Source organism: Actinomadura sp. K4S16 (assembly GCF_008327685.1).
Taxonomy (GTDB): domain Bacteria; phylum Actinomycetota; class Actinomycetes; order Streptosporangiales; family Streptosporangiaceae; genus Spirillospora.
The window spans coordinates 169110-192074 of sequence record NZ_BDDE01000014.1; the positions used below are offsets into that span (position 1 = coordinate 169110).

At 71.3% G+C, this 22965-nt stretch carries 22 protein-coding genes; 7 read left to right on the forward strand and 15 right to left on the reverse strand.

The genetic code is table 11. The features are described 5' to 3' along the window. Nucleotides 1-126: 126 nt before the first annotated feature. On the forward strand, nt 127-321 hold the full coding sequence (locus K4S16_RS19145; RefSeq protein WP_149260347.1) for a hypothetical protein: 195 nt from the start codon (nt 127-129) through the stop codon (nt 319-321). Between the two features lie 121 nt (nt 322-442). Here K4S16_RS19145 and K4S16_RS19150 read toward each other — a convergent pair whose 3' ends face one another. Beyond that, complete coding sequence (locus tag K4S16_RS19150) at nt 443-1024, reverse strand: hypothetical protein (RefSeq protein WP_149260348.1); 582 nt, start codon at nt 1022-1024, stop codon at nt 443-445. Nucleotides 1025-1352: 328 nt separating this feature from the next. On the opposite strand from K4S16_RS19150, the gene K4S16_RS19155 reads away from it, so the two are divergent. Beyond that, nucleotides 1353-2438 (forward strand): helix-turn-helix transcriptional regulator, encoded by a 1086-nt coding sequence (locus tag K4S16_RS19155; protein ID WP_160160957.1) that lies wholly within the window; start codon nt 1353-1355, stop codon nt 2436-2438. A 33-nt stretch (nt 2439-2471) separates the two neighbouring features. Here K4S16_RS19155 and K4S16_RS19160 read toward each other — a convergent pair whose 3' ends face one another. The 7 genes from K4S16_RS19160 to K4S16_RS19190 form a co-directional block, all read right to left on the reverse strand. Continuing rightward, on the reverse strand, nt 2472-3158 hold the full coding sequence (locus tag K4S16_RS19160; protein ID WP_149260350.1) for a class I SAM-dependent methyltransferase: 687 nt from the start codon (nt 3156-3158) through the stop codon (nt 2472-2474). Nucleotides 3159-3180: 22 nt separating this feature from the next. After that, nucleotides 3181-4413, reverse strand: coding sequence for a DUF4032 domain-containing protein (locus K4S16_RS19165; RefSeq protein ID WP_149260351.1), 1233 nt, complete (start codon nt 4411-4413; stop codon nt 3181-3183). A 4-nt stretch (nt 4414-4417) separates the two neighbouring features. Further along, entirely contained in the window at nt 4418-5707 is a 1290-nt protein-coding gene (locus K4S16_RS19170; RefSeq protein ID WP_149260352.1) for an ABC transporter ATP-binding protein, read from the reverse strand. Nucleotides 5708-5716: 9 nt separating this feature from the next. After that, nucleotides 5717-6547 (reverse strand): carbohydrate ABC transporter permease, encoded by an 831-nt coding sequence (locus tag K4S16_RS19175; protein WP_149260353.1) that lies wholly within the window; start codon nt 6545-6547, stop codon nt 5717-5719. Continuing rightward, nucleotides 6547-7497 carry a carbohydrate ABC transporter permease gene (locus K4S16_RS19180; protein WP_149260354.1) on the reverse strand — a complete coding sequence of 317 codons (951 nt, stop codon included), beginning with the start codon at nt 7495-7497 and terminating at the stop codon, nt 6547-6549. The genes K4S16_RS19175 and K4S16_RS19180 overlap by 1 nt, the downstream gene beginning before the upstream one ends. 28 nt (nt 7498-7525) lie before the next feature. After that, complete coding sequence (locus tag K4S16_RS19185) at nt 7526-8785, reverse strand: extracellular solute-binding protein (RefSeq protein ID WP_200841973.1); 1260 nt, start codon at nt 8783-8785, stop codon at nt 7526-7528. 580 nt (nt 8786-9365) lie between these two features. Next, nucleotides 9366-10355: a hypothetical protein gene (locus K4S16_RS19190; RefSeq protein WP_149260356.1), complete on the reverse strand. Its 990-nt coding sequence runs from the start codon at nt 10353-10355 to the stop codon at nt 9366-9368. A gap of 201 nt (nt 10356-10556) precedes the next feature. On the opposite strand from K4S16_RS19190, the gene K4S16_RS19195 reads away from it, so the two are divergent. After that, nucleotides 10557-11729 carry a hypothetical protein gene (locus tag K4S16_RS19195; protein ID WP_149260357.1) on the forward strand — a complete coding sequence of 391 codons (1173 nt, stop codon included), beginning with the start codon at nt 10557-10559 and terminating at the stop codon, nt 11727-11729. A 275-nt stretch (nt 11730-12004) separates the two neighbouring features. On the opposite strand, the gene K4S16_RS19200 is transcribed toward K4S16_RS19195, so the two are convergent. Next, nucleotides 12005-12196: a DUF6243 family protein gene (locus tag K4S16_RS19200; RefSeq protein ID WP_149260358.1), complete on the reverse strand. Its 192-nt coding sequence runs from the start codon at nt 12194-12196 to the stop codon at nt 12005-12007. Between the two features lie 245 nt (nt 12197-12441). Between K4S16_RS19200 and K4S16_RS19205 the strand changes: the two genes are divergently transcribed. Next, nucleotides 12442-13512 (forward strand): quinone-dependent dihydroorotate dehydrogenase, encoded by a 1071-nt coding sequence (locus K4S16_RS19205; protein ID WP_149260359.1) that lies wholly within the window; start codon nt 12442-12444, stop codon nt 13510-13512. Between the two features lie 54 nt (nt 13513-13566). Here K4S16_RS19205 and K4S16_RS19210 read toward each other — a convergent pair whose 3' ends face one another. The 4 genes from K4S16_RS19210 to K4S16_RS19225 form a co-directional block, all read right to left on the reverse strand. Next, nucleotides 13567-15006 carry a class I SAM-dependent methyltransferase gene (locus K4S16_RS19210; RefSeq protein WP_149260360.1) on the reverse strand — a complete coding sequence of 480 codons (1440 nt, stop codon included), beginning with the start codon at nt 15004-15006 and terminating at the stop codon, nt 13567-13569. Between the two features lie 276 nt (nt 15007-15282). After that, on the reverse strand, nt 15283-16125 hold the full coding sequence (locus tag K4S16_RS19215; protein ID WP_235036916.1) for an N-acetylmuramoyl-L-alanine amidase: 843 nt from the start codon (nt 16123-16125) through the stop codon (nt 15283-15285). Nucleotides 16126-16217: 92 nt separating this feature from the next. Further along, nucleotides 16218-16463, reverse strand: a complete 246-nt coding sequence (locus K4S16_RS19220) for a hypothetical protein (protein ID WP_235036917.1) — start codon at nt 16461-16463, stop codon at nt 16218-16220. 854 nt (nt 16464-17317) lie between these two features. Continuing rightward, a complete protein-coding gene (locus tag K4S16_RS19225; protein WP_375708336.1) occupies nt 17318-18391 on the reverse strand; it encodes a LacI family DNA-binding transcriptional regulator in 1074 nt (357 codons plus the stop codon). A gap of 335 nt (nt 18392-18726) precedes the next feature. Here K4S16_RS19225 and K4S16_RS19230 point away from each other — a divergent pair, with 335 nt between their 5' ends. After that, nucleotides 18727-19416, forward strand: a complete 690-nt coding sequence (locus K4S16_RS19230; RefSeq protein WP_149260361.1) for a TetR/AcrR family transcriptional regulator — start codon at nt 18727-18729, stop codon at nt 19414-19416. 395 nt (nt 19417-19811) lie between these two features. Here the strand turns inward: K4S16_RS19230 and bldC are convergent, their stop codons facing one another. After that, nucleotides 19812-20015: a developmental transcriptional regulator BldC gene (gene bldC / locus K4S16_RS19235; protein WP_012850682.1), complete on the reverse strand. Its 204-nt coding sequence runs from the start codon at nt 20013-20015 to the stop codon at nt 19812-19814. 272 nt (nt 20016-20287) lie between these two features. Then, nucleotides 20288-21163: a hypothetical protein gene (locus K4S16_RS19240; RefSeq protein ID WP_308800802.1), complete on the reverse strand. Its 876-nt coding sequence runs from the start codon at nt 21161-21163 to the stop codon at nt 20288-20290. Between the two features lie 144 nt (nt 21164-21307). On the opposite strand from K4S16_RS19240, the gene K4S16_RS19245 reads away from it, so the two are divergent. Together K4S16_RS19245 and K4S16_RS19250 are read left to right on the forward strand one after the other, a co-directional pair. After that, complete coding sequence (locus K4S16_RS19245; RefSeq protein ID WP_149260362.1) at nt 21308-22390, forward strand: Glu/Leu/Phe/Val dehydrogenase dimerization domain-containing protein; 1083 nt, start codon at nt 21308-21310, stop codon at nt 22388-22390. 333 nt (nt 22391-22723) lie between these two features. Continuing rightward, nucleotides 22724-22930, forward strand: a complete 207-nt coding sequence (locus K4S16_RS19250) for a DUF3073 domain-containing protein (protein WP_149260363.1) — start codon at nt 22724-22726, stop codon at nt 22928-22930. Nucleotides 22931-22965 lie beyond the last annotated feature (35 nt).

Consider the following 22965-nt stretch of genomic DNA (forward strand, 5'->3'; position numbering starts at 1 on the left):
GACGGCGCGCTGCCTTCTTGCTGGATTGAGGGTTGAGCGTTCGTGTACATGGGGTTCGACGGCGAAAGTCTCACTGGGCTGCTCAATGACAGAATTCAAGGGTGTCGATCATTGGGAGGCGGGTGCGTGAAGTTCGTTCTTGAAGTGGACATGGGTGAGGGCGCCGTCGCCAAGGACGCCGTCGGCGAGTTGGGGCGGATCCTGCGGTACTGGGGCGGGAACGTCCGGCACTACGAGTTGAAGCCCGGTGACGGGTCCGCCGTCTACGACTCGGACTACCGCGAGGTGGGGCGCTGGGAGATCGCCGAGACGCCCGCATAGCGACCGACCCGCAGAAGTGAGCACGGGAAACGCCCGGCCGGAAGCATTCCGGCCGGGCGTTTCGCGGGGAGCCCCAGGGTCAGATCAGACGGGCTTTCTTGTGGGGGGCCGCCCCCCGGGGTCAGACGATGTTCTTCGGGCGGTAGGCCTTGTACTGGCTGCCGCTGGACAGCCCGTACGTGCGGGTGCGGTGGTCGGTGCCGTAGCCGCCGCGCTGCTCGTACGCCCAGTAGGCGGTGTGCTTGCTGCTGGTCCACTTCTCGAAGATGACGACGTGCCGGGTGGTGTTGCTCCCGATCGCGTCGATGATGAGGTCGCCCTTCTTCAGCGACGACATCGAGATCCGCTTGCTGTAGGTGGACGACGCCAGGCCGACCGTGTTGGGGCCGGGCTTGGGCAGCCGCAGCGTCATGGACGCGTAGCCGGAGCAGTCGGTGCGGTAGCCGCCGTGCGTCTTCGACTGGCTGTAGGGGACGCGGCTGCTGGTGTGCGGGTGCCAGGTCTTGGCGCGGGCGATGACCTGGTCACGGGTGACCTTCGGGACGGCGGCCGCCGCGACCTTGCCGTCCGCCGCCTGCAGCTGGACGCCCCGGGCGGGTGCCTGGTGCGCGGCCGGGGTGGACACGCCGTAGAGGCCGAAGGCGGTTCCGCCGGCGAGCGCCAGGGAGCTGACGCCGAGAAGAACGGCTCGAGGGGAAGCCATTGACAATCCTCCGTGAATTGCTTGGGAATTGCGCCCCGTCGGGCGCCGAGTTCGGGGGGTGCCGATCGACCCGGCAAACGATAGGGACCCCGGCACGCCATTCGGCAAGCCCGTTGGAAAGGTTGGGACACTGGGACGGGCAGGACGGCTCCCACCTGCGTGAACGCCGTCCCTGGAAGGGGATTCGCGGGACAGCGGGACAACTTGCAAAGGACCAAGTGATCACGTTCAGTGCCGATCGAGAGACACACGGTGATCACATTCGGTTCTTGTCCCGCCCTCCCGGGAACTGGGCATAATGGCCAGCCCGGCCCGAGGGAGATGCCATATGAGCCGAAGACGAACGCCGACTCCGCTGCCCGACGGCACTCCGGAGGCGGTGCGGATCCTGCTCACCGAACTGCGCGCCCTGAAGGAGGAGTCGGGGCTCGATCTGCGTGCGCTGGAGCGCAGAACGCATGCGAGCCGCTCGTCCTGGGGCCGGTGGCTCAGCGGCGAGACGTGGATCCCGGCCGACGCCGTCACCTCGCTCGCGGACCTTTGCGGCGCCGACGCGCGCCGCCTTTCGGTCCTGTGGGAGGTGGCGGACGAGGCCAGGCGCTCGGCCCCGGCCGCGGCGGAATCCGCGTCCGAAAACCGCCCGGTGTCTCCGTCCGAAACCCCCGCCGCCACGGCACCCGACGAACCGAACCACGCGGAGTCCACCGACCGCGCAGAGCCCGCCGAGCATGCAGAGCCCGACCGTGCAGAGCTCGTCGGCGTCCCCGGGGTCGGCGGCGAGTTGGGACCTGCCGAACCGGGTGCCGGGGAGCTGTCAGGGGGCGGTCGGACGCGCTCGCGGCGGCTGCTCTTCCTCGGCGCCGTCGCGGGTTGCACGCTCGTCGCCGGGAGCGCCGGAGTGGCCCTCGGGGCGGCGCTCCAGACGCCGCCGGTGGCCGGGGCCGCGCGTGAGCGGCCGTCCGGGACGGCCCGGCCGGCCGCCAAGGGGATCAGCCGCCACGAAGTCCTCGTGCGGGCCCAAGCCTGGCACCCGCACGGCGCCAAGCGGGTGCCCTACGACCAGAACGCCGGCTACCACGGCTACCGGACCGACGGCTCGGGCTACGCGTCCATGGCGCTCGGACTGCCGAAGCCCGGCCCCAACTCGGCGCTCCTCGAGGCGTCCTACTGCCGGCGGATCCCGATGGCGTCGCTGCTCCCCGGCGATCTCGTCATCAAGGCCAGCGGCGGCGCCGACGTGCGCGAAGTACTGGTCTTCGAGCAGTGGACGGGCCCCGACCGCCGCGCCTACTGGGCCTACCAGCAGCGCCGCGGCTACGGGACCGACCACCTGGTGCGCCGCGACGGCCTCGCGTCCGGAAGCGACCACCACGGCTGCCGCCCCCTCAACGTCCAGGACGATCCGGTCGGCTGAACCCGCCGAGCCGGGCCGTGCCGCCGCGGGCGGTCAGGAGCGTGCGGGGACGAGGCGGAAGGCCACGAAGGCGGGCGACTCCTCCAGTTTCGCGTGGTCTTCGGGGTAGCGGTGGGCCATCTCGGGGACGGGACGCGGCTCCACGAGCTCCTCGATGAGGAACCCGGCCGCGCGGAACTCGGCGCAGATCGCCGTCAGGGGACGCCGCCACGCCCGGATCGGCCAGTCGCGCTCGGGGCTCAGCGACTCCTCCACCGGTTCTTCGGCGAAGTAGGAGCCGCCCAGTCGGAGCCATCCCGCCATGGGGTGCTCCGTGGAGAGGACGAGGGCGCCGCCCTTGCCCAGGATGCGGCGCAGTTCCTTCAGCAGCGCGACGCGGTCGTCGAAGTAGTGCAGGGCCAGCGCCAACACGACGAGGTCGACCGAGGCGTCGGGCATCCAGGTCAGCGGCGTGGACAGGTCGTGGACGCGCAGGTCGGCGCGGCCTCCGGTGCGTTCGAGGGCCATGCCGACGAAGGTGGGGCTGACGTCGCAGCCGGCGACGCGGGCGCCGCGGTCCAGCAGTTCGCGGGTGTAGAGGCCGGGGCCGCAGGCGGCGTCGAAGACGGTGAGGCCGGCCACGTCCCCCGCGAGGCCGAGCACGGCGGGACGGTCGTAGAGGGCGTTGTAGGCGCTGTCCTCGGCATGGATGGCGTACTCGTGGGCGAAGCGCTCGTACATGCCCTCGATCGTGCCAGAAGGATCAACCGCTCGTGTCAGGGGCGCGTCCGGTCTCTGTCAGGTCCTCGGGGACCTCGGGCAGGACGGAGGTGAGGTAGTCGCGGGCCGCCGCCGACGTTCCGACGTCGCGGCCCGCCTTCTCGGACAGGAACCAGCGGTGTTCGAGCACCTCGTGGAACAGTTCGACGTCGTCCAGGCGGTCGCGCAGGTCGGGCGGGACCGCGGTGACGACCGGCTCGTACACCTCGGCGAGCCAGCGGTTCGACGCCACCACCTCGGGGACCGGGCCGCCGTGGACGCGCTCCAGGTGCCCGCGGAAGGCGGCGATGTCGTTGAGGAGGCGGCGGGCCTGGTTCTCCTGGGCGTCCAGCCCGGTGCGGGCCATGAGGATGCGGCGGTGGTGCCCTGGCTCGGCCACGCGGGTCCGGACGCGCAGCCGTGCGCCGGACGGCCCGGCGTCCACCAGCTCCACCTCGTCCACGTCGAAGCCGAGCGAGTTGATGCGGCGCAGGCGCTCGGCGATGCGGAAGCGCTGCTCGTCGGGACGCAGCACCTCCTCGCGGGTCAGCTCGTCCCACAGCCCCCGGTAGCGGCGGACGGTGTCGTCCGCGACGTCGATGGGGTCGACCTCCTCGGGGAGCGTCCCCGCGGCGGCCAGGTCGAACAGCTCACCGGCGATCCGCTCGCGGGCCAGGGAGAGGTCGTAGCCGCGCTGCCCCTCGCTGAGGGACGGGTGCAGTTCCGCGGTCTCCGCGTCCACCAGGTAGGCGGCGAACGCTCCGGCGTCCATGCGGAACAGGACGTTGGACAGCGAGCAGTCGCCCCACATGAAACCCGCCAGGTGCAGCCGGACGAGGAGCTCCACCAGGGCGTCCAGGAGACGGTCGGTGGGATGCCCGTACCGCGCGTTGGCGAACAGCGCGCGGTAGGACGAGGAGAAATCGAGGAAGCGCGTCACGAGGATCGCGTCCAGGCCGGGACGGTCCACGACCACGCCGACGACCTCCACCGCGGGCAGGCCCAGCTCGCGGAGCCGCCGAAGGAGCCGGTACTCGCGGCGGGCCAGCCGCGCGTCCAGCTCCTTCATCGCGTAGACGGCCCCGCCCTCGGCCACGAACCGGACCGTGTGCCGGGACAGGCCGCGCTGCCTGATCTCCACCAGCCGCTGATCGTCCCAGTCGCCGAGCGGCTCGGCCCACGGGAGGTCCAGCAGGCCGGCCGCCGACTCGCCGGGCGGGGTGAAGACGAAGTGCATCGGCTCAGGGGCCCGCGACGGACGTCCCGGACGCGCCCTCGGCCGCCGGTTCGCGCTGCGCCTCCCGGTGGGCGGCGCGCGACTCCTCCGCGAGGCGGTCGAGCTGCGCGACGCGCTCCTCGTCGCGGGTGAGGTTCTCGCCGGTGGACGGGTCGAACAGGTGCACCCGCGTCGTGTCGATCCACAGCTCCGCCTCGCGTCCCGGCGCGATCAGGCTGGCCGCGTCCAGCGCCACGACCGCCTGGGTCCGCAACTGGTCGCCGTCGAGCTCCCGGGACAGGTCGCGCAACTGGGCGGTGAGGTCCGCGGGCGCCTCGTACGGGACGTAGGCGTACAGCTCGTTGCCGAGCCATTCGGTCACGTCCACCCGGACCCGGACGAGGCTGCCGCGCGCCTGCTTCTCCTCGCCGACGAGCGAGGCGTCCTCGAAGTGCTCCGGGCGGATCCCGACGAGCACGACCGAGCGGTCGCCGATCGCGGCGGCCTTGCGCGCGTCGCGCAGCTCGAACCGCCCGAGCGGCGTCTCCAGGAAGACGCCGTCCGCGGCGCGGTCCACGGACGCGGGCAGGAAGTTCATCGAAGGCGAGCCGATGAACCCGGCGACGAACAGGTTGACCGGCTCCTCGTACAGCTCGCGCGGGCTCCCGACCTGCTGGAGGACGCCCTTGCGCAGCACCGCGACCCGGTCGCCGAGCGTCATCGCCTCCGTCTGGTCGTGCGTGACGTACACGGTGGTGACGCCGAGGCGCCGCTGGAGCCGGGAGATCTCGGTGCGCATCTGCCCGCGCAGCTTGGCGTCCAGGTTCGACAGCGGCTCGTCGAACAGGAACGCGTCCGCCTGCCGGACGATCGCGCGGCCCATCGCGACCCGCTGCCGCTGCCCGCCGGACAGGTTCGCGGGCTTGCGGTCGAGGTGCTCGGTCAGCTCCAGCAGGTCGGCGGTCTCCTTCACCCGCCGCTGCACCTCGTCGTCGGCGACCTTGGCGAGGCGGAGCGGGAAGGCGATGTTCTCGAACACGCTGAGGTGCGGGTAGAGCGCGTAGTTCTGGAACACCATCGACAGGTTCCGCTCCCGCGGCGCGACCTTGTTGACGACCCGGTCGCCGATGACCATCTCGCCGGACGTGATGTCCTCCAGCCCGACGATCATCCGCAGCAGCGTGGACTTGCCGCAGCCGGACGGCCCGACCAGGATCATGAACTCGCCGTCCCGCACGTCCAGGGAGACGTCGTTCACGGCCGGGAAACCGTCGCCGTACCGCTTGACGATGTTCTTCATGGTGATGGCGGCCATGGTTTCCTCTCAGCCTTTGACGGCGCCGGACGTCAGCCCGGCCACGATGCGGCGCTGGAACGCCAGGACGATGATCACGACCGGGACCGTGACGACGACGGCGGCGGCGCAGATGGCGGTGGTGGGCTGCTCGAAGTAGGACTCGCCGGTGAAGAACGCCAGCGCCGCCGGGACGGGACGGGCCCGGTCGGTGGAGGTCAGCGAGATCCCGAAGACGAAGTCGTTCCAGCAGAAGAAGAAGGTCAGGATCGCGGCGGTGAACACGCCGGGCGCGGCCAGCGGGACGATCACCTTGCGGAACGCCTGCCAGCTGGTGGCCCCGTCCACCTGCGCCGCCTGCTCCATCTCCCAGGGGATCTCGCGGAAGAACGCCGACAGCGTCCAGATCGCGAGCGGCAGCGCGAACGAGATGTAGGGGATGATCAGGCCGGGCCAGGTGTCGTAGAGCCCGATGTTGCGCCACAGGTCGAACAGCGGCCCGACCAGCGACACCACCGGGAACATCGCGATGGCGAGCGCGAACGACAGGATCAGCCGCTTGCCGGGGAACTCCAGCCGCGCGATGGCGTAGGCCACCAGGGTCGCGAACACCACCCCGACGAACGTGGCGATCAGCGAGATGCCGATCGAGTTGATCAGTGCCGAGGTGAACAGGTCGGTCTTGAAGACCGTCTCGTAGTTGTCCCACGTCCATGTCTTCGGGAAGAAGCCCTGGACGTTGCCGATCTCGCTGGGCTGCTTGAACGACAGCATCACGATCCACACGATCGGGAACGCCGTCCACACCAGGATCAGCAGCGAGGCGACGATCCACAGCCACTTCGAGCGCGCCGACTCCATCAGCGGTCACCTCGCACCTGGGAGAGGTCCACCCGGAACCCCTTGATGAACACGGCCGCGATCAGCACCACCGACAGGAACAGCAGCACCCCGACCGCGTTGCCGAGGCCGAGTTCGGTCCGGGTGATGATCTGCTGGTAGGTCAGGAACGACAGCACCTGGGTCTTCTCCTGGCCGGACGTCATGATGAAGACGTTGTCGAAGATCCGCCACGCGTCGAGCGTCCGGAACAGCACCGCGACGAGGATCGCGGCCTTCATGTTCGGGATCGTGACCCGTTTCAGCCGCTGCCACGCCGTCGCGCCGTCCACCGTGGCGGCCTCGCCGAGGTCGGCCGGGACCTGCGCCAGCCCGGCGAGCAGCAGCAGCGACACGAACGGCGTCGTCTTCCAGATCTCCGACAGGACGATCACGAAGAGCGCCGCCCAGCGGTCGGAGAACCAGGCGAAGTCGCCGAGCCCGAACCAGGAGTTGACGAACCCCGACTGGACGTCGAAGGCGTACTTCCAGGCGAACGCGGAGATGACCGTGACGATCCCGTAGGGCAGCAGGATCGCGGTCCGCACCGTCCGCCGCCCGAAGACGGCGCGGTGCATCACCATCGCGAGCGCGAACCCGATCACCAGCTCCACCCCCACCGTGGCCACGGTGATGATCAGGGTGGTGAGCACCGTCTGCCAGAACAGGGCGTCCGACAGGGCGGTCGCGTAGTTGCCGAGGCCGACGAAGCGCCGGTCGTCCGGCGCGGTGATCCGGTAGCTGAACAGCGACTCGTACACGGCATTGATCAGCGGGTATGCGGTGACCAGAAGCATCACCACCACGGCGGGCAGCGAGAGCAGCAGCCCGAGCCTGCGCTCCGCGCGGCCGCGGTCGGAGATCTCCGCGCGGGCGGGAGCGGGGGCGCCGGCGGACCGGTCGAGCTTCGGTGCCGTTTCTGCGGACGTCATCCGGACACCTTCCTTTCAGGGCCTTCCCTCACAGCAGCGCCTCGCCGCCGAGGACCGCCCGGGCGAACTCCGCGGACCGGCGCGGCGTCGTCGCGGGGTTCACCGACGCGGGCGGATGCCAGCGGTTCTGGATGGCGCCGGAGATGTCGGCGTAGTAGGGGGTGGCCGGACGGGGCGCGGCCGAGGCGATGGAGTCCCGCATCAGCGGGGCCATCGGGAACTCCTTGAGGATGTCGGGATCGTCGAAGATCGCCGGGCGTGCGGCGACGTTGCCCTCGTCGAGCATGTACCGCTCCATGTTCGCCGGCGAGGTGATGCACCGGGTCGCCTCGACCGCGAGGTCCTGGTGCTCGCTGTAGGCGCCGACGCCGATCTCGATCCCTCCGAACGGCGGCCGGCTCGGCTGCTGCGGGTCGACCGCCGGGTAGCGCGCCCAGCCGAGGTCGCCGACGATGTCCTTGCCGATCGCGCCGGCGTCGGCGTCGCCCTTCTCGGCGCGCCAGACGTAACCCCAGTTGAGCAGGAAGCCGCCGCGCGCGCCGTTGATCGTCGCCCGGGACTGCTCCTCGATGTCGGTGGACAGCGTCGGGCTCGCGGCGGAGGACCGGGCGAGCTTCCGGATGATCGACGCCGCCTGCCCGCCGGCCGGCGAGTCGATGTCGATGCTCGCGTCGTCGCCCTTCTCGGCACCGCTGATGATCCGGCCCCCGGCCGAGGCGATCAGGGCGTTGATCCACACCATGTAGCCCTCGTACCGGTTGCCCTGCACGCCGATCGTCGTGTTCGTGCGGACGGCCGCGTCGATGAGCTTGTCCCAGGTGAAGCCGGGCGCGTTCGGGTCGATGCCCGCCTTCTTCGCCACCGACTTGCGGTACCAGAGCAGCTGCGTGTTGGCCCAGAAGGGCGCCGCGTAGAGCTTGCCCTCCCACATCGAGCTCTGCACGGCGGGCGCGAACACGCCCTCGGTCAGCGGCGCGGCCTCGCTCCTGGTGAACGGGCGCAGGAACTTGGCGTTGGCGGCCTCCGCCACGAACACGGGGTCGAGGCTCATGAGGTCGAGCCCGGAGTCCTTGGCCGCCAGCCGCCTGATCAGCTGCTCGCGCTGCTGCGTCGCGTCGCTCGGCAGCAGGGACGTCTCGATCCGGTACCGTCCGCCCGCGGCCTGCGTGCAGGACTTCGCGATGGCCGCCTGCCCGCCGTTGTCGGGGTTGATGTACCAGGTGAGCTTCGGCGCGCCGCCGCCGTCCCCGCAGGCGGTCAGCCCGCCGGCCAGCAGCGCCAGCGCCATCGCGGCCCTCGGCCATGCGGCTCGATGCTTGTGCCCTGCCGATCGCCGCCGCGGTCCTGCCGATCGCCCCCGCGGCCATGCCGATCGTGCCCGCTCCGCGGGACCGTGCCGTCCGGCCACCCTCGTCCGGTGCCGGGCGGGTTCCGCCTCGCTCTCCGCTCGATCGACTCGCTCGACCATGGGGCCTCCCGAAACCCCCACCGGGTTGCGGGCACTTCGCCGGGCCGCCCCCTCGGCGGGATTGGCCCCCCATTCGACCACCGGATTACGTGAGTGTCGAGATCCGGAGAGTAATCGAAAGGCAAAGGATCTTGATCAGGGGATGGCGCGGCCATGGTCCGGGCGTGAAGGTCGGCGCGCGGAATTCAGGGCCTGAAGGCCGACTCGTTAAGAGCGATACATGAAGGTCAGGGGCGTGAAGATCCGGGGTAGGAAGGCGGAGGGCGGGAAGGCGGGGTGTGAAGTAGGCGTGCATGAAGAAGGCGCGGAGAGAGCGCGGACCCCGACCGACCCGCGCGCCCTCCGCGCCTTCGCCTGTGTGGACGGTTGGTCCTGTGGGCGGGTTTGGCGCGCCGGCGGCTCAGTAACCGCCGCCCGACCCGTAACCGCCGCCTCCGCCGCCGCCGTCACCGGTGCCGGAGCCCGACCCCGTGCCGGCCGCCTTCTTTCCGGTCGGGGTGGTGGCCCACCAGACCCCGCCGACGCCCTGGCCCTTCGTGTCGCCGGGCTGCTTGTCCTGCTCGTAGTAGTACATGGGCCAGCCGTCGATGGTGAGCTGGCATTTGCCGTCGTCCTTGCGCTCGATGAAATTGACGACCTTCTTGGAGACGCCTTCGAGCTTGAGGTGCTTCCAGCCGTTGAAGACGGCCGGCGGCCATGCCTTCTTGCACGAGCCGAAGCAGTTGGTCGTCGGCGGCTTGTTCTTGTCCTTGTCGTAGCGGTAGAGCGTCATGCCCTTGCCGTCGGTCAGGATCAGGCCGAGTTTCGGGTCCCGCTTGGCCTTGACGACCGTCCAGCCCTTCCAGCGGTTGCCGTTCGCCTGCTTGAGCGGGGCCGCCTTCTTGCCGGTCGGCGCCGCGGCGTACCAGGTGCCGCCCACCCCCTGGCCCCTCGTGTCGCCGGGGCTGAGGTCCTTGGCGAACCGGTAGAGCGGCCACCCGCCGAGCGTGACCTGCCACTTGCCGTCCGGGCGCTTGACCTTGCCGACCAGCGACTGCTGGACGCCCTTGACCTCGGTGTCGCCCTGGCCCGCCCACACGGGCGGCCATGCCTTGGCGCAGGCGCCCGCGCAGGTCGACGCGGGCGGGCGGGCGGTGTCGTTGTCGAAGCGGTAGAGGGTCATGCCCTTGCCGTCGGTGACGACCCTGCCGAGCTTGGTGACGCTGGCGACCTCCAGCACCGTCGGCTCGGGGGCCGGCGACTCGGACGGTTCGGCCGACGGCTTCGCCTGTGCCTGGGAGCCCGCGGCGTTCTGCTTCCCCCCGGCCTTCTCCTGCCCGCACGCGGTCAGCACAAGTCCCGACGCCGTGAGGGCGGCCGCAGCGGGGATCGCCCAACGTGGGAATTTCATGTCGTGTCCTCCAGGTCGTTCTGGGCCCCGGCTCCGGTTCCAGGTCCCGCACGTCGATCGAGGTGGAGCCGCCGCTCTCCCGGATCGAGGAGCAATACGGTGAACCCCACGTAACGGGTTCAACCCCCGGGAACCGGACGCCCGCGCGTCGAGTCACATGCATGCGCCGTTGCAAGCGGGGCGGGAACGAGGAAGGCTGCGGTGACCACCGGAAACGACTCAGCGGCCCCGGTCGACCTGACGAAGGACCGCCCCGCCGAACCGGGCACGACGAGGCCGGGTCCGGCGTGGATCGTCGTCCCCGCCCGCGTGCTGGCGCTGATCGTCGTGATCCCGTTGCGGTTCGGCTGGGACCTGGCCGTGCTGACGGCCCGCGGCGTCCGGGCCGCGTGGAACGCTCTCATGCGTGCCCCGGGCCGGTTCGCCCGCCTGCTCGGCCGGCTGCTGCGGGGCGCCTGGCTCGCGCTGTACCGGTGGCTGCTCACCCCTGCCGGACGGCTCCTGGCCGCAATCGGCCGCGGGGTCGCCGCGCTGGTCGGCCTCCTCGTCGTCCGGCCGCTGCGCTGGTTCGCCGTCGTCGTGGTCCTCGGCTTCCTGCGGTGGTTCGGGCGCGGGACGGGACGGCTGGCCCGGTGGATCCACCGGGTCCTGATCGCGCCGATCGGCCGGCTCCTCTCCCTGATCGGACGCGGCCTCGGGGGACTGCTCGCGTTCCTGCTGCTCCGTCCGCTGCAGGCGCTCGGCCGAGGGCTCATGTGGCTCCTCGGCATCCTCGGGCGCGGCTTCGGGCTGCTCTTCAAGGGCATCGGCCTGCTGCTGGGCGTCCTCGTGGTCCTGCCGGCCGTGCTGCTGTGGCGGTACGTCCTGCGGCCGCCGCTGCTCGGCATCGCCTGGCTGGCCCGCACCCTCTGGGCCGGTCTCACCTGGCTCGGCCGCGGCACCCTCACCGTCCTGGGCGCGCTCGGCGGCGTGCTCGCATCCGGCTGGCGCGCCTTCGCCGCGGCCGTGGTGTGGTCATGGCGGCTGATCGGGCGCTTCCTGGCCTGGCTCGGACACGTCCTGATCGTCGTGCCCGCGCGGACCGTGTGGCGCCACCTGCTGGCACCGGTCGTCGCCGGGGCCGTGGGGGCGTGGCGCCTCGCCGCCCGGATCCTCCGATGGCTCTGGCGGACGCTGGTCGTCGTCCCGGTGCGGGTCCTGGTCGTCACCCCGGCACGCTGGACACGGACGAACGTTCTACGCCCGATAGGCCACGGCGTCCGCTCGACTTGGCGGATCACAATCCGCGACCCGCTCCGCGCCACCCGACGCACAATGCGAGAGGCGGCCCGAGACGCACGCCTCCAACTACGCCGAACCTTCAGAGGGCGCTGAGTTGACTGCAGTGCTCTCCTCCTTCGGGCCTTGGAGGCCCTCCATCGTCGGGCACTGCGGCGATCGCTGGCATCGCTCCGGCTCGCCTTGCGGCTCGCTGCGCGATCAGATTCTTGCTTCGCTCGAATCTGCCTTCGGACGCGATCGCAGCCATTCAGGTTGTTGCGGGGTTGCGCTGCAAGGCGAACTGTTCAGGGGCCTCCGTACGACTCAACTCCTCGTCCCGGTACGAACGAACCGCGCCGGTCCCGGGTGGGGCCGGCGCGGTCTGGTCGCTACTCGTTGTCGGAGGTGCGCTGCTCGTTGCGCTCGCGCATCTTGCGGAGCAGTTCCTTCTTCTTCTCGGCCGCGGTTCGGGCGTCGCCGCCGGCCGCCTGCGCCTTTCCGCCGCGCAGTTCTCCGCGCGACAGGTTCCTGCGCTGGCCGCCTACGCCGAGCATGCCGTTCCGGCCCCGGCTCTTGGACATGAGGTTCTCCCGTTCGGCTGGGTGTGGTCTTCGTTCGCACCCAGGTCCGGCCGCGCGGGAGCGTGCAGCTCAGACGCGGATCGCGTCCCGGCCGGACCCGCCGGCGGGACGGTCGCGGTAGACACGCTGCGGAGTGGGCCACCAGGCGGTGGCCTCGGCATTGACCAGCATGCGGTCAGGGTAGGCAGCGGCTCGGCGGGCCCTCAACCGAATTCCCGGCGGCATGGCTGGGATACTGGTCGGCGATGTATCGACTCCTGTTCTCACTGGTCATCTCCCGGGTCCCAGCGGAGACCGTCCACCATCTGACCTTGCGGGCGCTGCACGCGATCCAGGCGGTGCCCGGCGCGGTGCCGCTGCTGCGGCGGCTGCTCGCGCCCCGCGACCCCGCGCTGGCGGTCCGCGCGTTCGGGCTCGACTTCCCGAGCCCGCTGGGGCTGGCCGCCGGGTTCGACAAGGACGCCGTCGCCTTCGCGGCGCTCGGCGCGTTCGGGTTCGGCCATGTCGAGATCGGGACGGTGACCGGGCGCCCGCAGCCCGGCAACCCGCGCCCGCGGCTGTTCCGGCTCGTTCCTGACCGGGCGGTCATCAACCGGATGGGCTTCAACAACGCGGGCTCCGAGGCCGCCGCGCGGCGGCTCGCCCGGCGGGCGCCGGGGACCGTCGTCGGCGCCAACATCGGCAAGACGAAGGTCGTCCCGGAGGCCTCGGCGGCCGCCGACTACGTCGCGAGCACCGAGCGGCTCGCCCCGCACGCCGACTACCTCGTCGTCAACGTCAGCTCCCCCAACACGCCCGGCCTGCGGAACCTCCAGGCCGTGGAGCACCTGCGGCCGCTGCTGACGGCCGTGCGGGAGGCCGCCGACCGCTCGTCCGCGCGCCGCGTCCCGCTGCTGGTGAAGATCGCGCCGGACCTGGCGGACGACGACGTCGACGCCGTGGCCGACCTCGCCCTCGAACTCGGCCTCGACGGCATCATCGCGACCAACACCACCATCGGCCGCGACGCCCTGCTCAGCCCGCCCGCGCTGGTCAAGGAGACCGGCGGGCTGTCGGGCGCGCCGCTGCGGGAGCGGTCCCTGGAGGTCCTGCGCCGGCTGCGGTCGCGTACGGGCGGGCGGCTCACGCTGGTCTCGGTCGGCGGCGTCGAGACGGCCGACGACGTGTGGGAGCGCGTCCGGGCGGGCGCGACCCTCGTCCAGGGGTACACCGGGATGATCTACGGTGGTCCGCTCTGGGCGCACCGCGTCAACCGCGACCTGGCGCGCCGCCTGCGCGGCAGCGCCTTCCGCACCCTCGACGACGCGCGAGGCTGACCTCCGGCGGGCCGGCCCTGCCCCGGCGACCCGGCCGGTGTTCGCGTACGCGCACTAGACGAAGAAGCCGTCGGCGATCAGTTCCGGCAGGACGGCGTCGGCGTGCGCGCGGACCTCGCCCGCGTCCATTCCGGTGAGCTGCGCGATGGCGTCCAGGAGCCGGTCGAGGGGCAGGGTGCCGTCGCAAACCCCGGCGAGGGCGGCCTCGACCGTCCCGACACCGGCGGCGCGGCGGAGCCGCCGCGCCTGCCGCAGCACGATCCGCTCCGGGTCCTCGGCGCCGGGCGGGCCGATCTGCTCCTGGACGAGACCTGGCGCCGCCGCGAGCAGTCGTCCACAGGCTGTGGAAAACTCGTCGGCCTTCGCGAGGCCGTCCAGTACCTCGTGCGCGTACGCGCCGACGGGCTGCTCGACGGCGTGCCGGAGCTCCTCGATCCGGACGGCCGGACGCTCACTGCGCCGCAACGTGATCCAGCCGAACCCGATCCCGGTGACGTTCTCCCGCTCGAAGTGATCGAGCCACGCCTCGTACCGGGCGCGGTACTCGGGCGTGCCCGCCTCGCAGGAGTCCCGCAGCCACAACTCGGCGTACTCCGCCGGATCCTGGACGTCGCGCTGGACGATCCACGCGTCGCAGCCGTCCATCCACGCGCCGACGCGCTCCTCCCACGGGACCCCTTCGACATGCAGCCAGTTGGCCAGGAGCTGGCAATATCCGCCGTCGTTCAGGTACCGCGAGGCGCTCCGGACGAGCCGCCGACAGAAGTCGTCACCCGCCATCCCCGACTCGCGGTAGGCGAACCGCCGGTCGCCGGGCGGCGCGACGACGAACGGCGGATTCGACACGATCAGGTCGAACCGGCGGCCCTCGACCGGCTCCAGCAGCGACCCGCGCAGCAGTTCCGCGCCGTCCACGCCGGACAGCGCGAAGCTCATCGCGGCCAGTTCCAGCGACCGCGGATTCACGTCCGTCGCGGTGATGCGCGCGCCCGGGGAGCGCCCCGCCACGTGCACCGCCTGGACGCCGCAACCCGTGCCCAGATCGAGCACGTTGTCCACAGGCCTGTGGACAACCAGCTGCGCCAGGTTCGCCGACGCGCCGCCCGTGCCCACGACATGATCGTCCGCCGGGACGCGTCCATCGCCGGGCCGGACCTTCAGATCGGAGACGGCGTAACCGGCGTGCCCGTCACCGTCCACGGCCTCCAGCGGCTCGACGCGCAGCAGCGCCCGCACCTGCCCGCCGGACGCCTCCGCGAGCCCCGCCGCTGTGAGATCGTCCACGGCGACGGCGCCCTCGGGAACGGGCACCTGGAGCCAGAACAGCCGAGTCAGGACCTCGACCGGCGACCCGCCGGCCGTCGCCCGCAACGCGGGCACGATCTCGTCACGCGCCAGCGCCCCGCCCGCGACCGGCCCGAGCGCCTCACGCACCCCCGCCACGGTGTAGCCGGCCCCGAGCAGCAGTTCACGCACACGACGAAGATCACGCATCCGCCCATCCTGCCCGCTGAGCGCGCACCACACGTCCCGGATCGCCGGTCACCCCCGACCTGGACACCCCGCGAACCCACCAGCGCGGACGGACCAGGCTCTAACCGCAACTGACAACGACCGAAAGGTTGCGATCGCGTCCGAAGGCAGGTTCAAGCGAAGCAAGAACCTGATCGCGCAGCGAGCCGCAAGGCGAGCCGGAGCGATGCCAGCGATCGCCCGCATTTCTCGACGATGGAGGGCCGCCAAGGCCCGAAGGAGGAGAGAAATGCAATGTCACTGCATATACGTCTGGAAGCCCTTGGCCAGAGACTCGGCGATACGCTGCCGGAACGAGGCGCTGGACAGCTTCTCCGCGTCGTCCGCGTTCTGCATGTTGCCGCACTCGATGAAGACCTTCGGCACGGTCGACATGTTGAGGCCGCCGAGGTCGTCGCGCCGGTCGATGGCATTCTTGCCGAGGTAGTTGGAGTACGGGATGCCGGTGCCCTCGTGGTAGGCGTTCCGGAGCGCCTCGCCCAGCTCGGCGGAGTCGGACACCATGTCGGCGTTCCGGCCGATGGACAGCGGCTCGATGATGTGGAAGCCGTGGCCGGACGGGGACGCCCCGTCGGCGTGGATGGACAGCGCGGCGTCGGCCTTGAGCCGGTTGCCGACCGCGGCACGGTCGGTCACGCAGGGGCCGACGCCCTTGTCGTCCTTGCGGGTCAGCGTGACCTTCGCGCCCCGGGAGCGCAGGAGGTCGGCGAGCCGCTTCGACACGTCCCAGGTGAAGGCGTGCTCCGCGTAGCCGGCCTTGGTCTCGGTGCCGGTCGTGTCGCACGCCTTGCTGCCGTTGCCGATCTTCACCTGCCGGTTGATCGCCGACGGGTTGGCGGCGTTCCCGCCGTTGTGCCCCGGATCGATGACGATCACCTTGCCGTCCAGCGCCGCCGGGTCCCCCTTGGCGGACGCGGGCGACTCGCCGCCCTTCGACCCGCCCGGGGACGCCGCCCCGGCGGTCGGCGGCCCGGCCGCCTCACCGCCGCCGGACGTCCCGGAGGAACCGTTGCACGCGACGAGCGCGCCCAGGCACAGCGCGATACCGGCGACCGCGGGGCCGCCTCGATTGATCCGCACAGGCCGATTCCTCCGTGATGACTTCGTTACCGACCCTGACAGTCTGCACACCCGCGCAGGTTCGTCAAACGGAGTCGGCGGAATCGGGGGGGTCAGCCGCGCAGCGGGTCCTCCTTGCCCAGCAGGGCCGCGAGGGCGCGCGCCTCGTCCGCGTCCAGGCCGAGGACCACGCGGGGACGGCCCCACGGGTGGTCGATCGAATGGGCGACGTAGCTGGCGACGGACTCCGACACCTGCTCGGCGAGGCCGCGCGCGTGCCGCCACTCCGACCACGCGCGTTCCAATTCGCTCGCCGCGCGCTGCGCGCACGACACCAGTTCCGGATCACGCACGAGCATTACCCCCTGGCTGGACAGACCCTTGACCCGACCGCCGGCGGACCGCCCCGGAGGCCTACCGCGAGGCCGCCCGGGACCGCCCGCCGACGGTGAAGTCCCATTAACCACCTGGCCGCGGGCCCCGTCCCCGCGAATGCGGCAGCCTTGGCCGGCCCCTTACCCGCCACGCACCGGTTCGAGAAACGATCGACCGTCCCCGTACCCCCGCCATACCGGCCCAGCGCCCTAGCCGCCAACGCCACGCCGCGAAGAACCCCGGCTTCACGCCCCACAGCGCCACGCCCACAGCCCCGCGGCTTAAGAAGAGTGCCCGATTACGGGAGCACGATCCTCGCGTCACAGCCACGCCCTCACGAAGCACGCCCTCACGTTCCACGGCGCCACCGCGTTCCGGCGCCCAGCGCCAGGACGTGACGTGACGGCCGCCGGCCTCACGGCGGCCGGCGTCGCGGCGCACGGCGGCACGACCTGGGGAGAATGCCGAGCTGCGTGGGCACGGTCAACGTGTCACAGCCACGCCCTCACGAAGCACGACCACGGCGCACGGCCGACGGCCTCACATCCCACGGCGTCGCGGGGCGCGGCGGTGCCGCGGCGCGGGGGCTGCGAGCACGGCGTCGTGACGTCACGGCCGACGGCGTTACGGGGCGCGGTGTTGCCGAGCGCGGCGTCGCGGCCAGGGCATTGCCGACGAGGGCTGCCCTGTTCTGCAGCGCCGAGGAGCTTGGGAGCGCCTGGCCGCGGAGCACGTCCGCGAGCCGGGGGTGTGGGCCACGCGTCGTGTGCCAGGGCGGCGGGTGGTGCGGGAGCGAGGGGAGGGCGGGAGACGTCCCTGGGGCGGCGTGGGGGCGGGGTCACGGGGTGGGAGCGGGTCCCGTCGTCGAGCGGACCACCAGGTGCGGGACGACCAGCTTCTGGCGCGCGGAGCGGGACGGGTCGCCGATGCGGGCGGTGAGCATCTCGGCGGCCACCCGGCCCATGTCGCGGCGCGGCTGGTCGACGCTGGTCAGCGAGATGTGCCGGATCGCCGCGAGGTGGGTGTTGTCGTACCCGACGATGGACAGGTCCGCGGGGACCCGCATGCCGAGCTCGTCGGCGGCCGACAGCGCCCCGGTCGCGACCAGGTCGTTGGGAGCGAAGATCGCGGTCGGCCGGGCGTCGCGGCGCAGCAGGGAGCCCGCGGCCCGGTAGCCGCCGTCCTCGGTGAAGTCGCCGGCCTCCACGACGATCTCGTCGTCGAGGCCGTGGCGCCGCATCGCCTTCTCGTAGCCGGCGCGGCGGTAGCGCGCGGTCGTGGAGCGCGCCCCCTCGATGTGCGCGATCCGCCGGTGGCCGAGCTGGACGAGGTGGTCGACGGCGAGGCTCGCACCGAGCTCGTCGTCGTCCACCACGATGTCGACGCCGTGGACGTCGCGCTCGCCGACGACCACCACGGGGACGCTGGCGGCGGCCTCCTTGAGCGACTCGGGGACGACGCTGAGCAGGACCAGCCCGTCCACCCGCATCTCCAGGAACGCCTCGACCGCCTCGGCCTCGAACATCGGGTCCCAGCGGCCGCTGCCGACCAGCATCCGCAGCCCCGCGCCGTGCAGGCTCTCCTGGAGGCCGTCGAGGAACTCGGCGAAGAACGGGTTGTGCAGGTCGGCGACGATGGCGCCGATCAGCCGGGTGCGCCCCTCGACCAGGCTGCGCGCCACGGCGTTCGGGCGGTAGCCGAGCTCCCGGGCGGCCTGCAGGACGGCCTGCCTCCGGCGTTCGCTCACGTGCGGTGACCCCCGCATGACCAGCGAGACAAGCGATTTGGACACACCGGCGCGTTCGGCGACATTGCGGATCGTCGGTTTCGGCGCGGGCACCGTCCTGCCCTCGTCGCGCGGTGCGGGAGAGGGCTCGGTGCGCGGGCGTGGCACCGAACCCCTCCCCTGCATGTCGTGCGGGGGGTTTGCTTCATCAGCTGACATGGCACTCCGTCCAGGGGGACCTGCAGGACCTGCCGCGGCGCCGCGCCGGTGGGGGATTCGGCGCGCCGCCCTCCGCTCAGGAGGAGATGCCATGATGCCGCGCCTTCCCCCCATACCGCCGCAACAGTGAGTAACGGGCATCCGACAATGGTGGTTCGGGCCTGTGGTGTTCCGGATCACAGCGGGCCCGGAACGATCATGCCCCCGTTCCCGGCGCCCGGGGACGGGAACCGGTGAGGAGACCGCCACCGGCGCGCTCGGTGTTGCGCCCTCCGCGCGCCGTGCTCGGATACCCTGCCCAGGTGGGAGATCGTGCGGTGACCGGTGAGAAGGCGCGAGGCCGGCCGAGCGGCGGGCGCGGGCGTCGCCGGCTCAGCGTGGACGAACGGCGGGACGAGCTGATCGAGGCCGCCCTGCAGCTGTTCAGCACGCGCTCGCCCGAGGACGTCTCGATCGACGACGTCGCGGCGAAGGCGGGCGCCTCCCGGGCGCTGGTCTACCACTACTTCGGCGGCAAGAACGAGCTGTACATCGCCGCGCTCGGCAGTGCCGCCAAGCAGCTGTCGGTGCTGCTCGAACCGCCCACCGAGGGCAAGCCGCTCGAACGGCTGCGGATCTCGCTGAAGCGCTACTTCGACTTCGTGGAGAGCCACGCGGCCGGGTACACGGCGCTGCTGCGCGGCGGGCCCGCTGACCGCTCGGGCGAGGCCGGCGAGATCGTCGACGGGATCCGCCGCCTGCTGCTGGACCGGATCCTGCACTCGCTGGACATCGACGTTCCGCCGCCGATCCTGCGCATCACGCTGCGCTGCTGGATGGCGACCGTGGAGACCGCCGGCCTCGACTGGCTGGAGAACGGCGACGTGGCCCGCGCAGATCTGGAGCGGCTGCTGGTCGACCAGCTCGTGGTCATCATGCACGTCTCCGGCCGGCACGACCCGGGCACGGGCGCCCTGTTCGACCGCCTGGCCCAAGAAGAGATGAGCCAGTAGCCGGCCGGCGATGAACCAGTAGCCGTCCGACCTGGGGTTATCGCCCTGACGTGCACGGAGTTTCGGACATCCAACTCGGCCGCGTCCACAACCGGACACAACCCCCAGATAGGTAGCGCGTTAGCCACGCTCCGCAGGCCGGGCGCGCTTGCCCGGGCCGACGCCGCGTCGTCCTCGGGGGTGGGCGCTCGGGGCGCCCGTTCCGAGGACGACGCGGGATTGGCGTCTGGGACACACGGTTCTCGGATGACCGTGGTCCCGTGTCGGCCAGGAGGCCACCGATCGGGGCCCCGCACGAATCCCGGCGCGAGGTCCGTTCGGGGGCCTCCTGGCCGCCCCCCTCTTGTGCCGTGTGCGTCCGGAGGGCTCCCCAGGAGCCCGGCCGGTCGGAGTCTCTACTCCGAGCGCTGCTGCGGTATTCCCGCGAGCAGTGCCCGCACCTCCGCCTCGCGGTAACGGCGATGCCCGCCGAGCGTGCGGATCGACGTGAGCTTTCCCGCTTTCGCCCAGCGCGTGACGGTCTTGGGGTCGACGCGGAACATCGTCGCCACCTCCGCCGGCGTCAGCAGGGGCTCGGCCTCTGGCGTACGTGCTGACATGTTTGCGGCCTCTCCTCCGTGGACCGATGACAGCGATCCTGCGATTGATCTCGCGTGGTCACTGATGTCCCCTATGGCCCGAAAGAGCCACTATGACATCACAACGTGTAACCTTGCCACCACTCAGCGCAACAAGCAAGTTCCTGGCGGTAGTTGCGTGCAAACATCCCCGCGGGAGCAAGGTGCCGTGCGTCTCGGGTGGCCACTGGGTCACGCTGCGTGATTCTAGCGACACGTATAGTCGTATCGCGCGCAGATTCGGGAAATTTGTTTTAGTTCGCGGCCTCGAGCGCCCGTACAGGGCGCCAGCGGGCGAGGAGACGCTTGTACATCGCGACGGTCAGCTCGACCTCACCGCGCTCCATCCCGGTGAGGGCCACGGCCATCTCCGCGACCGACTCGTCCGTCCGGAGCGTCGCGTCGTCCAGCAGGTGGACGAGCCCGCCGTAGTCGAGCTCCACGAGCGCGCGGGGGTGGAACTCGCCGAGCCAGCGGCCGAGGGTCTCCAGCCGGCCCGCCGACAGGAGGTAGACCTCATCCGTGCCGTCGCCGAGGTTCTCGCGCACCACCGGGAGCGCGGCCGCCACCCGGCGGCGCGCCTCCCCCATCGACGTGACGTAGACGAGGGTCCGCGCGGGCGCGGCCGTCGCCGAACCGTGGCCCGCCGCCTCGTCGGCCGCGTCGTCCGCCCGGTACCCGGTGCCCGGCGTGCCGAGCATCAGGCACCGCTCGCCGCGCGCGAACGGGACGAACCAGTCCAGCGGGACGTGCCAGGTGCTCGTCAGGATGTGCGGGCGCAGGGAGCGGCCGCCCTTCTTCCACTGCTCGAAATCGCCCCTCACCCGTTCGGACACGGGCGGCGGGACGAAGGCCGCGGCCACGCCCGCCGCGTGCTCGTCCCTGAAGCGCTCGAAGGCCAGCCACGACCGCAGCCGCGTCCCCCAGGGGCATACGTAGATCATGTCCTCCAGGCGGCGCACGTAGGCGTCCCTGCTCTCCCGTTCCGGGACGACCTCAGGCGGCGAGCCCGTCAGCCTGAGCACGGCCTCCCGGTGCTCCACCCCCAGCGCGTGGATCCGCCTGGGACGCCGCCTGGAGTCGGCGTAGACCGTCCACAGGGTCCGCGCGGGCTCCGGGAAGGCGGTCACCGGTTCATAAACCCGTAGGTAGGCCGCGTACGGAAGCACCATCGCATCGTGACATGAGAATCGCATCGTGACATGAGATTCGGTCGGGCGTGGCGCCATCGCGCACCCTAGGCTGATCTTAGAGACAGAGAGGAGGGCACTACCGTGCCTAATGTCTTCGGGGCGCCCCACAAGGGCACCGAACCCCGACACGAGCAGGTCGTCTTCTGCCAGGACGAGGCCAGCGGCCTGCGCGCCATCATCGCCATCTACTCCACCGCGCTCGGCCCGTCCCTGGGAGGCACCCGCTTCTACCCGTACGGCTCCGAGGAGGAGGCCCTCGCGGACGTGCTGAACCTGTCCCGGGGCATGGCGTACAAGAACGCCCTGGCCGGGCTCGACCTCGGCGGCGGAAAGGCCGTCATCATCGGCGACCCCGCCACGGACAAGTCCGAGGCGATGCTGCGGGCCTACGGGCGGTTCGTGCAGTCGCTGAACGGCCGGTACTACACGGCCTGCGACGTGGGCACCTTCAGCGAGGACATGGACATCGTCGCGCGCGAGTGCCGTTTCGTCACCGGACGGACGGTCGCGCACGGCGGCGCGGGCGACTCCTCCATCCTCACGGCGTTCGGCGTGTTCCAGGGCATGCGGGCCGCGGCCGAGACCGTGTGGGGAGCGCCAACGCTGCGCGGCAAGCGAGTCGGTGTGGAGGGCGTCGGGAAGGTCGGGCACCGCCTGGTGGAGCACCTGCGCGAGGACGGCGCGGACGTCGTGATCTGCGATGTGGACGAGGCCGCCGTCGACCGCGTCCGGGCGCTGCACCCCGAGGTGGAGGTCGTCGCCGACGCCGACGCCATGGTCCGTACGGAGCTCGACGTGTACGCGCCGTGCGCACTGGGCGGCTCCCTGAACGACGACACGGTGCCCGTTCTGGCCGCCAGGATCGTCTGCGGCGCCGCGAACAACCAGCTCGCCCACTCGGGCGTGGAGAAGCGCCTCGCCGACCGCGGCATCCTGTACGCGCCCGACTACGTGGTGAACTCCGGTGGCGTGATCCAGGTCGCGGACGAGATCGAGGGCTTCAACTTCGACCGCGCCAAGGCGCGCGCGGCCGGAATCTTCGACACCACCCGGAAGATCTTCGCGCTGGCCTCCGACGAGGGCGTCCCGCCGGCGGTGGCCGCCGACCGCCTCGCGGAGCGCCGGATGTCCGAGGTCGGCCGGCTCCGGAGCATCCTCCTCTGAAATCCAGGGCAGACCAGGTGAGCTCCAGGAGGGCGCGGTCTGGAGGGTGGACTTCCTAGACCTGTTTAGACCGTTGCAAAACCGTTGTGAGGGCCGCCGTGGGGCGGCGTACGACCGTCCCACGGTGGCCTTCGCACGTTGACGTGACCACCGGATACACTGTTGTTATCAGCAACCGGAGCGCCGCCACGTACCGTCGATGTACCGAGCCAGGCGCAAAACGGGTACGGTTGTACCCGTGACTGACGCATGGCTCATCAGGCACCGGTTCGTGTGGTACACGCGCGCGTTGATGGGCCCACGAAAGCCCTGACCATCGAGGGGGTCGAGCCAATGGGTCGCGGCCGAGCCAAGGCCAAGCAGGTGAAGGTTGCCCGGCAGCTCAAGTACAGCACCGGCAACACGGACCTCGACCGCCTTAAGGATGAACTAGGAGTCAGCGACTCCGGCGAAGACTCCTATGACGAGCTCGCCGAGAAGTACGCCGACTACGCCGACGACTACGGCACGGAGCCCCGCAAGGACGGCACCTCCGGTTGACCGGCAGACAGCACGCCACCGCCCGCACCGCCGGG

Bases quoted from the DNA above. Each gene is read 5' to 3' on its own strand.
- K4S16_RS19150 (WP_149260348.1), bottom strand. From the start codon at position 1,024: ATGGCTTCCCCTCGAGCCGTTCTTCTCGGCGTCAGCTCCCTGGCGCTC.
- K4S16_RS19155 (WP_160160957.1), top strand. From the start codon at position 1,353: ATGAGCCGAAGACGAACGCCGACTCCGCTGCCCGACGGCACTCCGGAG.
- K4S16_RS19160 (WP_149260350.1), bottom strand. From the start codon at position 3,158: ATGTACGAGCGCTTCGCCCACGAGTACGCCATCCATGCCGAGGACAGC.
- K4S16_RS19165 (WP_149260351.1), bottom strand. From the start codon at position 4,413: ATGCACTTCGTCTTCACCCCGCCCGGCGAGTCGGCGGCCGGCCTGCTG.
- K4S16_RS19170 (WP_149260352.1), bottom strand. From the start codon at position 5,707: ATGGCCGCCATCACCATGAAGAACATCGTCAAGCGGTACGGCGACGGT.
- K4S16_RS19175 (WP_149260353.1), bottom strand. From the start codon at position 6,547: ATGGAGTCGGCGCGCTCGAAGTGGCTGTGGATCGTCGCCTCGCTGCTG.
- K4S16_RS19180 (WP_149260354.1), bottom strand. From the start codon at position 7,497: ATGACGTCCGCAGAAACGGCACCGAAGCTCGACCGGTCCGCCGGCGCC.
- K4S16_RS19185 (WP_200841973.1), bottom strand. From the start codon at position 8,785: ATGGCGCTGGCGCTGCTGGCCGGCGGGCTGACCGCCTGCGGGGACGGC.
- K4S16_RS19190 (WP_149260356.1), bottom strand. From the start codon at position 10,355: ATGAAATTCCCACGTTGGGCGATCCCCGCTGCGGCCGCCCTCACGGCG.
- K4S16_RS19200 (WP_149260358.1), bottom strand. From the start codon at position 12,196: ATGTCCAAGAGCCGGGGCCGGAACGGCATGCTCGGCGTAGGCGGCCAG.
- K4S16_RS19205 (WP_149260359.1), top strand. From the start codon at position 12,442: ATGTATCGACTCCTGTTCTCACTGGTCATCTCCCGGGTCCCAGCGGAG.
- K4S16_RS19210 (WP_149260360.1), bottom strand. From the start codon at position 15,006: ATGCGTGATCTTCGTCGTGTGCGTGAACTGCTGCTCGGGGCCGGCTAC.
- K4S16_RS19220 (WP_235036917.1), bottom strand. From the start codon at position 16,463: ATGCTCGTGCGTGATCCGGAACTGGTGTCGTGCGCGCAGCGCGCGGCG.
- K4S16_RS19225 (WP_375708336.1), bottom strand. From the start codon at position 18,391: ATGCAGGGGAGGGGTTCGGTGCCACGCCCGCGCACCGAGCCCTCTCCC.
- bldC (WP_012850682.1), bottom strand. From the start codon at position 20,015: ATGTCAGCACGTACGCCAGAGGCCGAGCCCCTGCTGACGCCGGCGGAG.
- K4S16_RS19250 (WP_149260363.1), top strand. From the start codon at position 22,724: ATGGGTCGCGGCCGAGCCAAGGCCAAGCAGGTGAAGGTTGCCCGGCAG.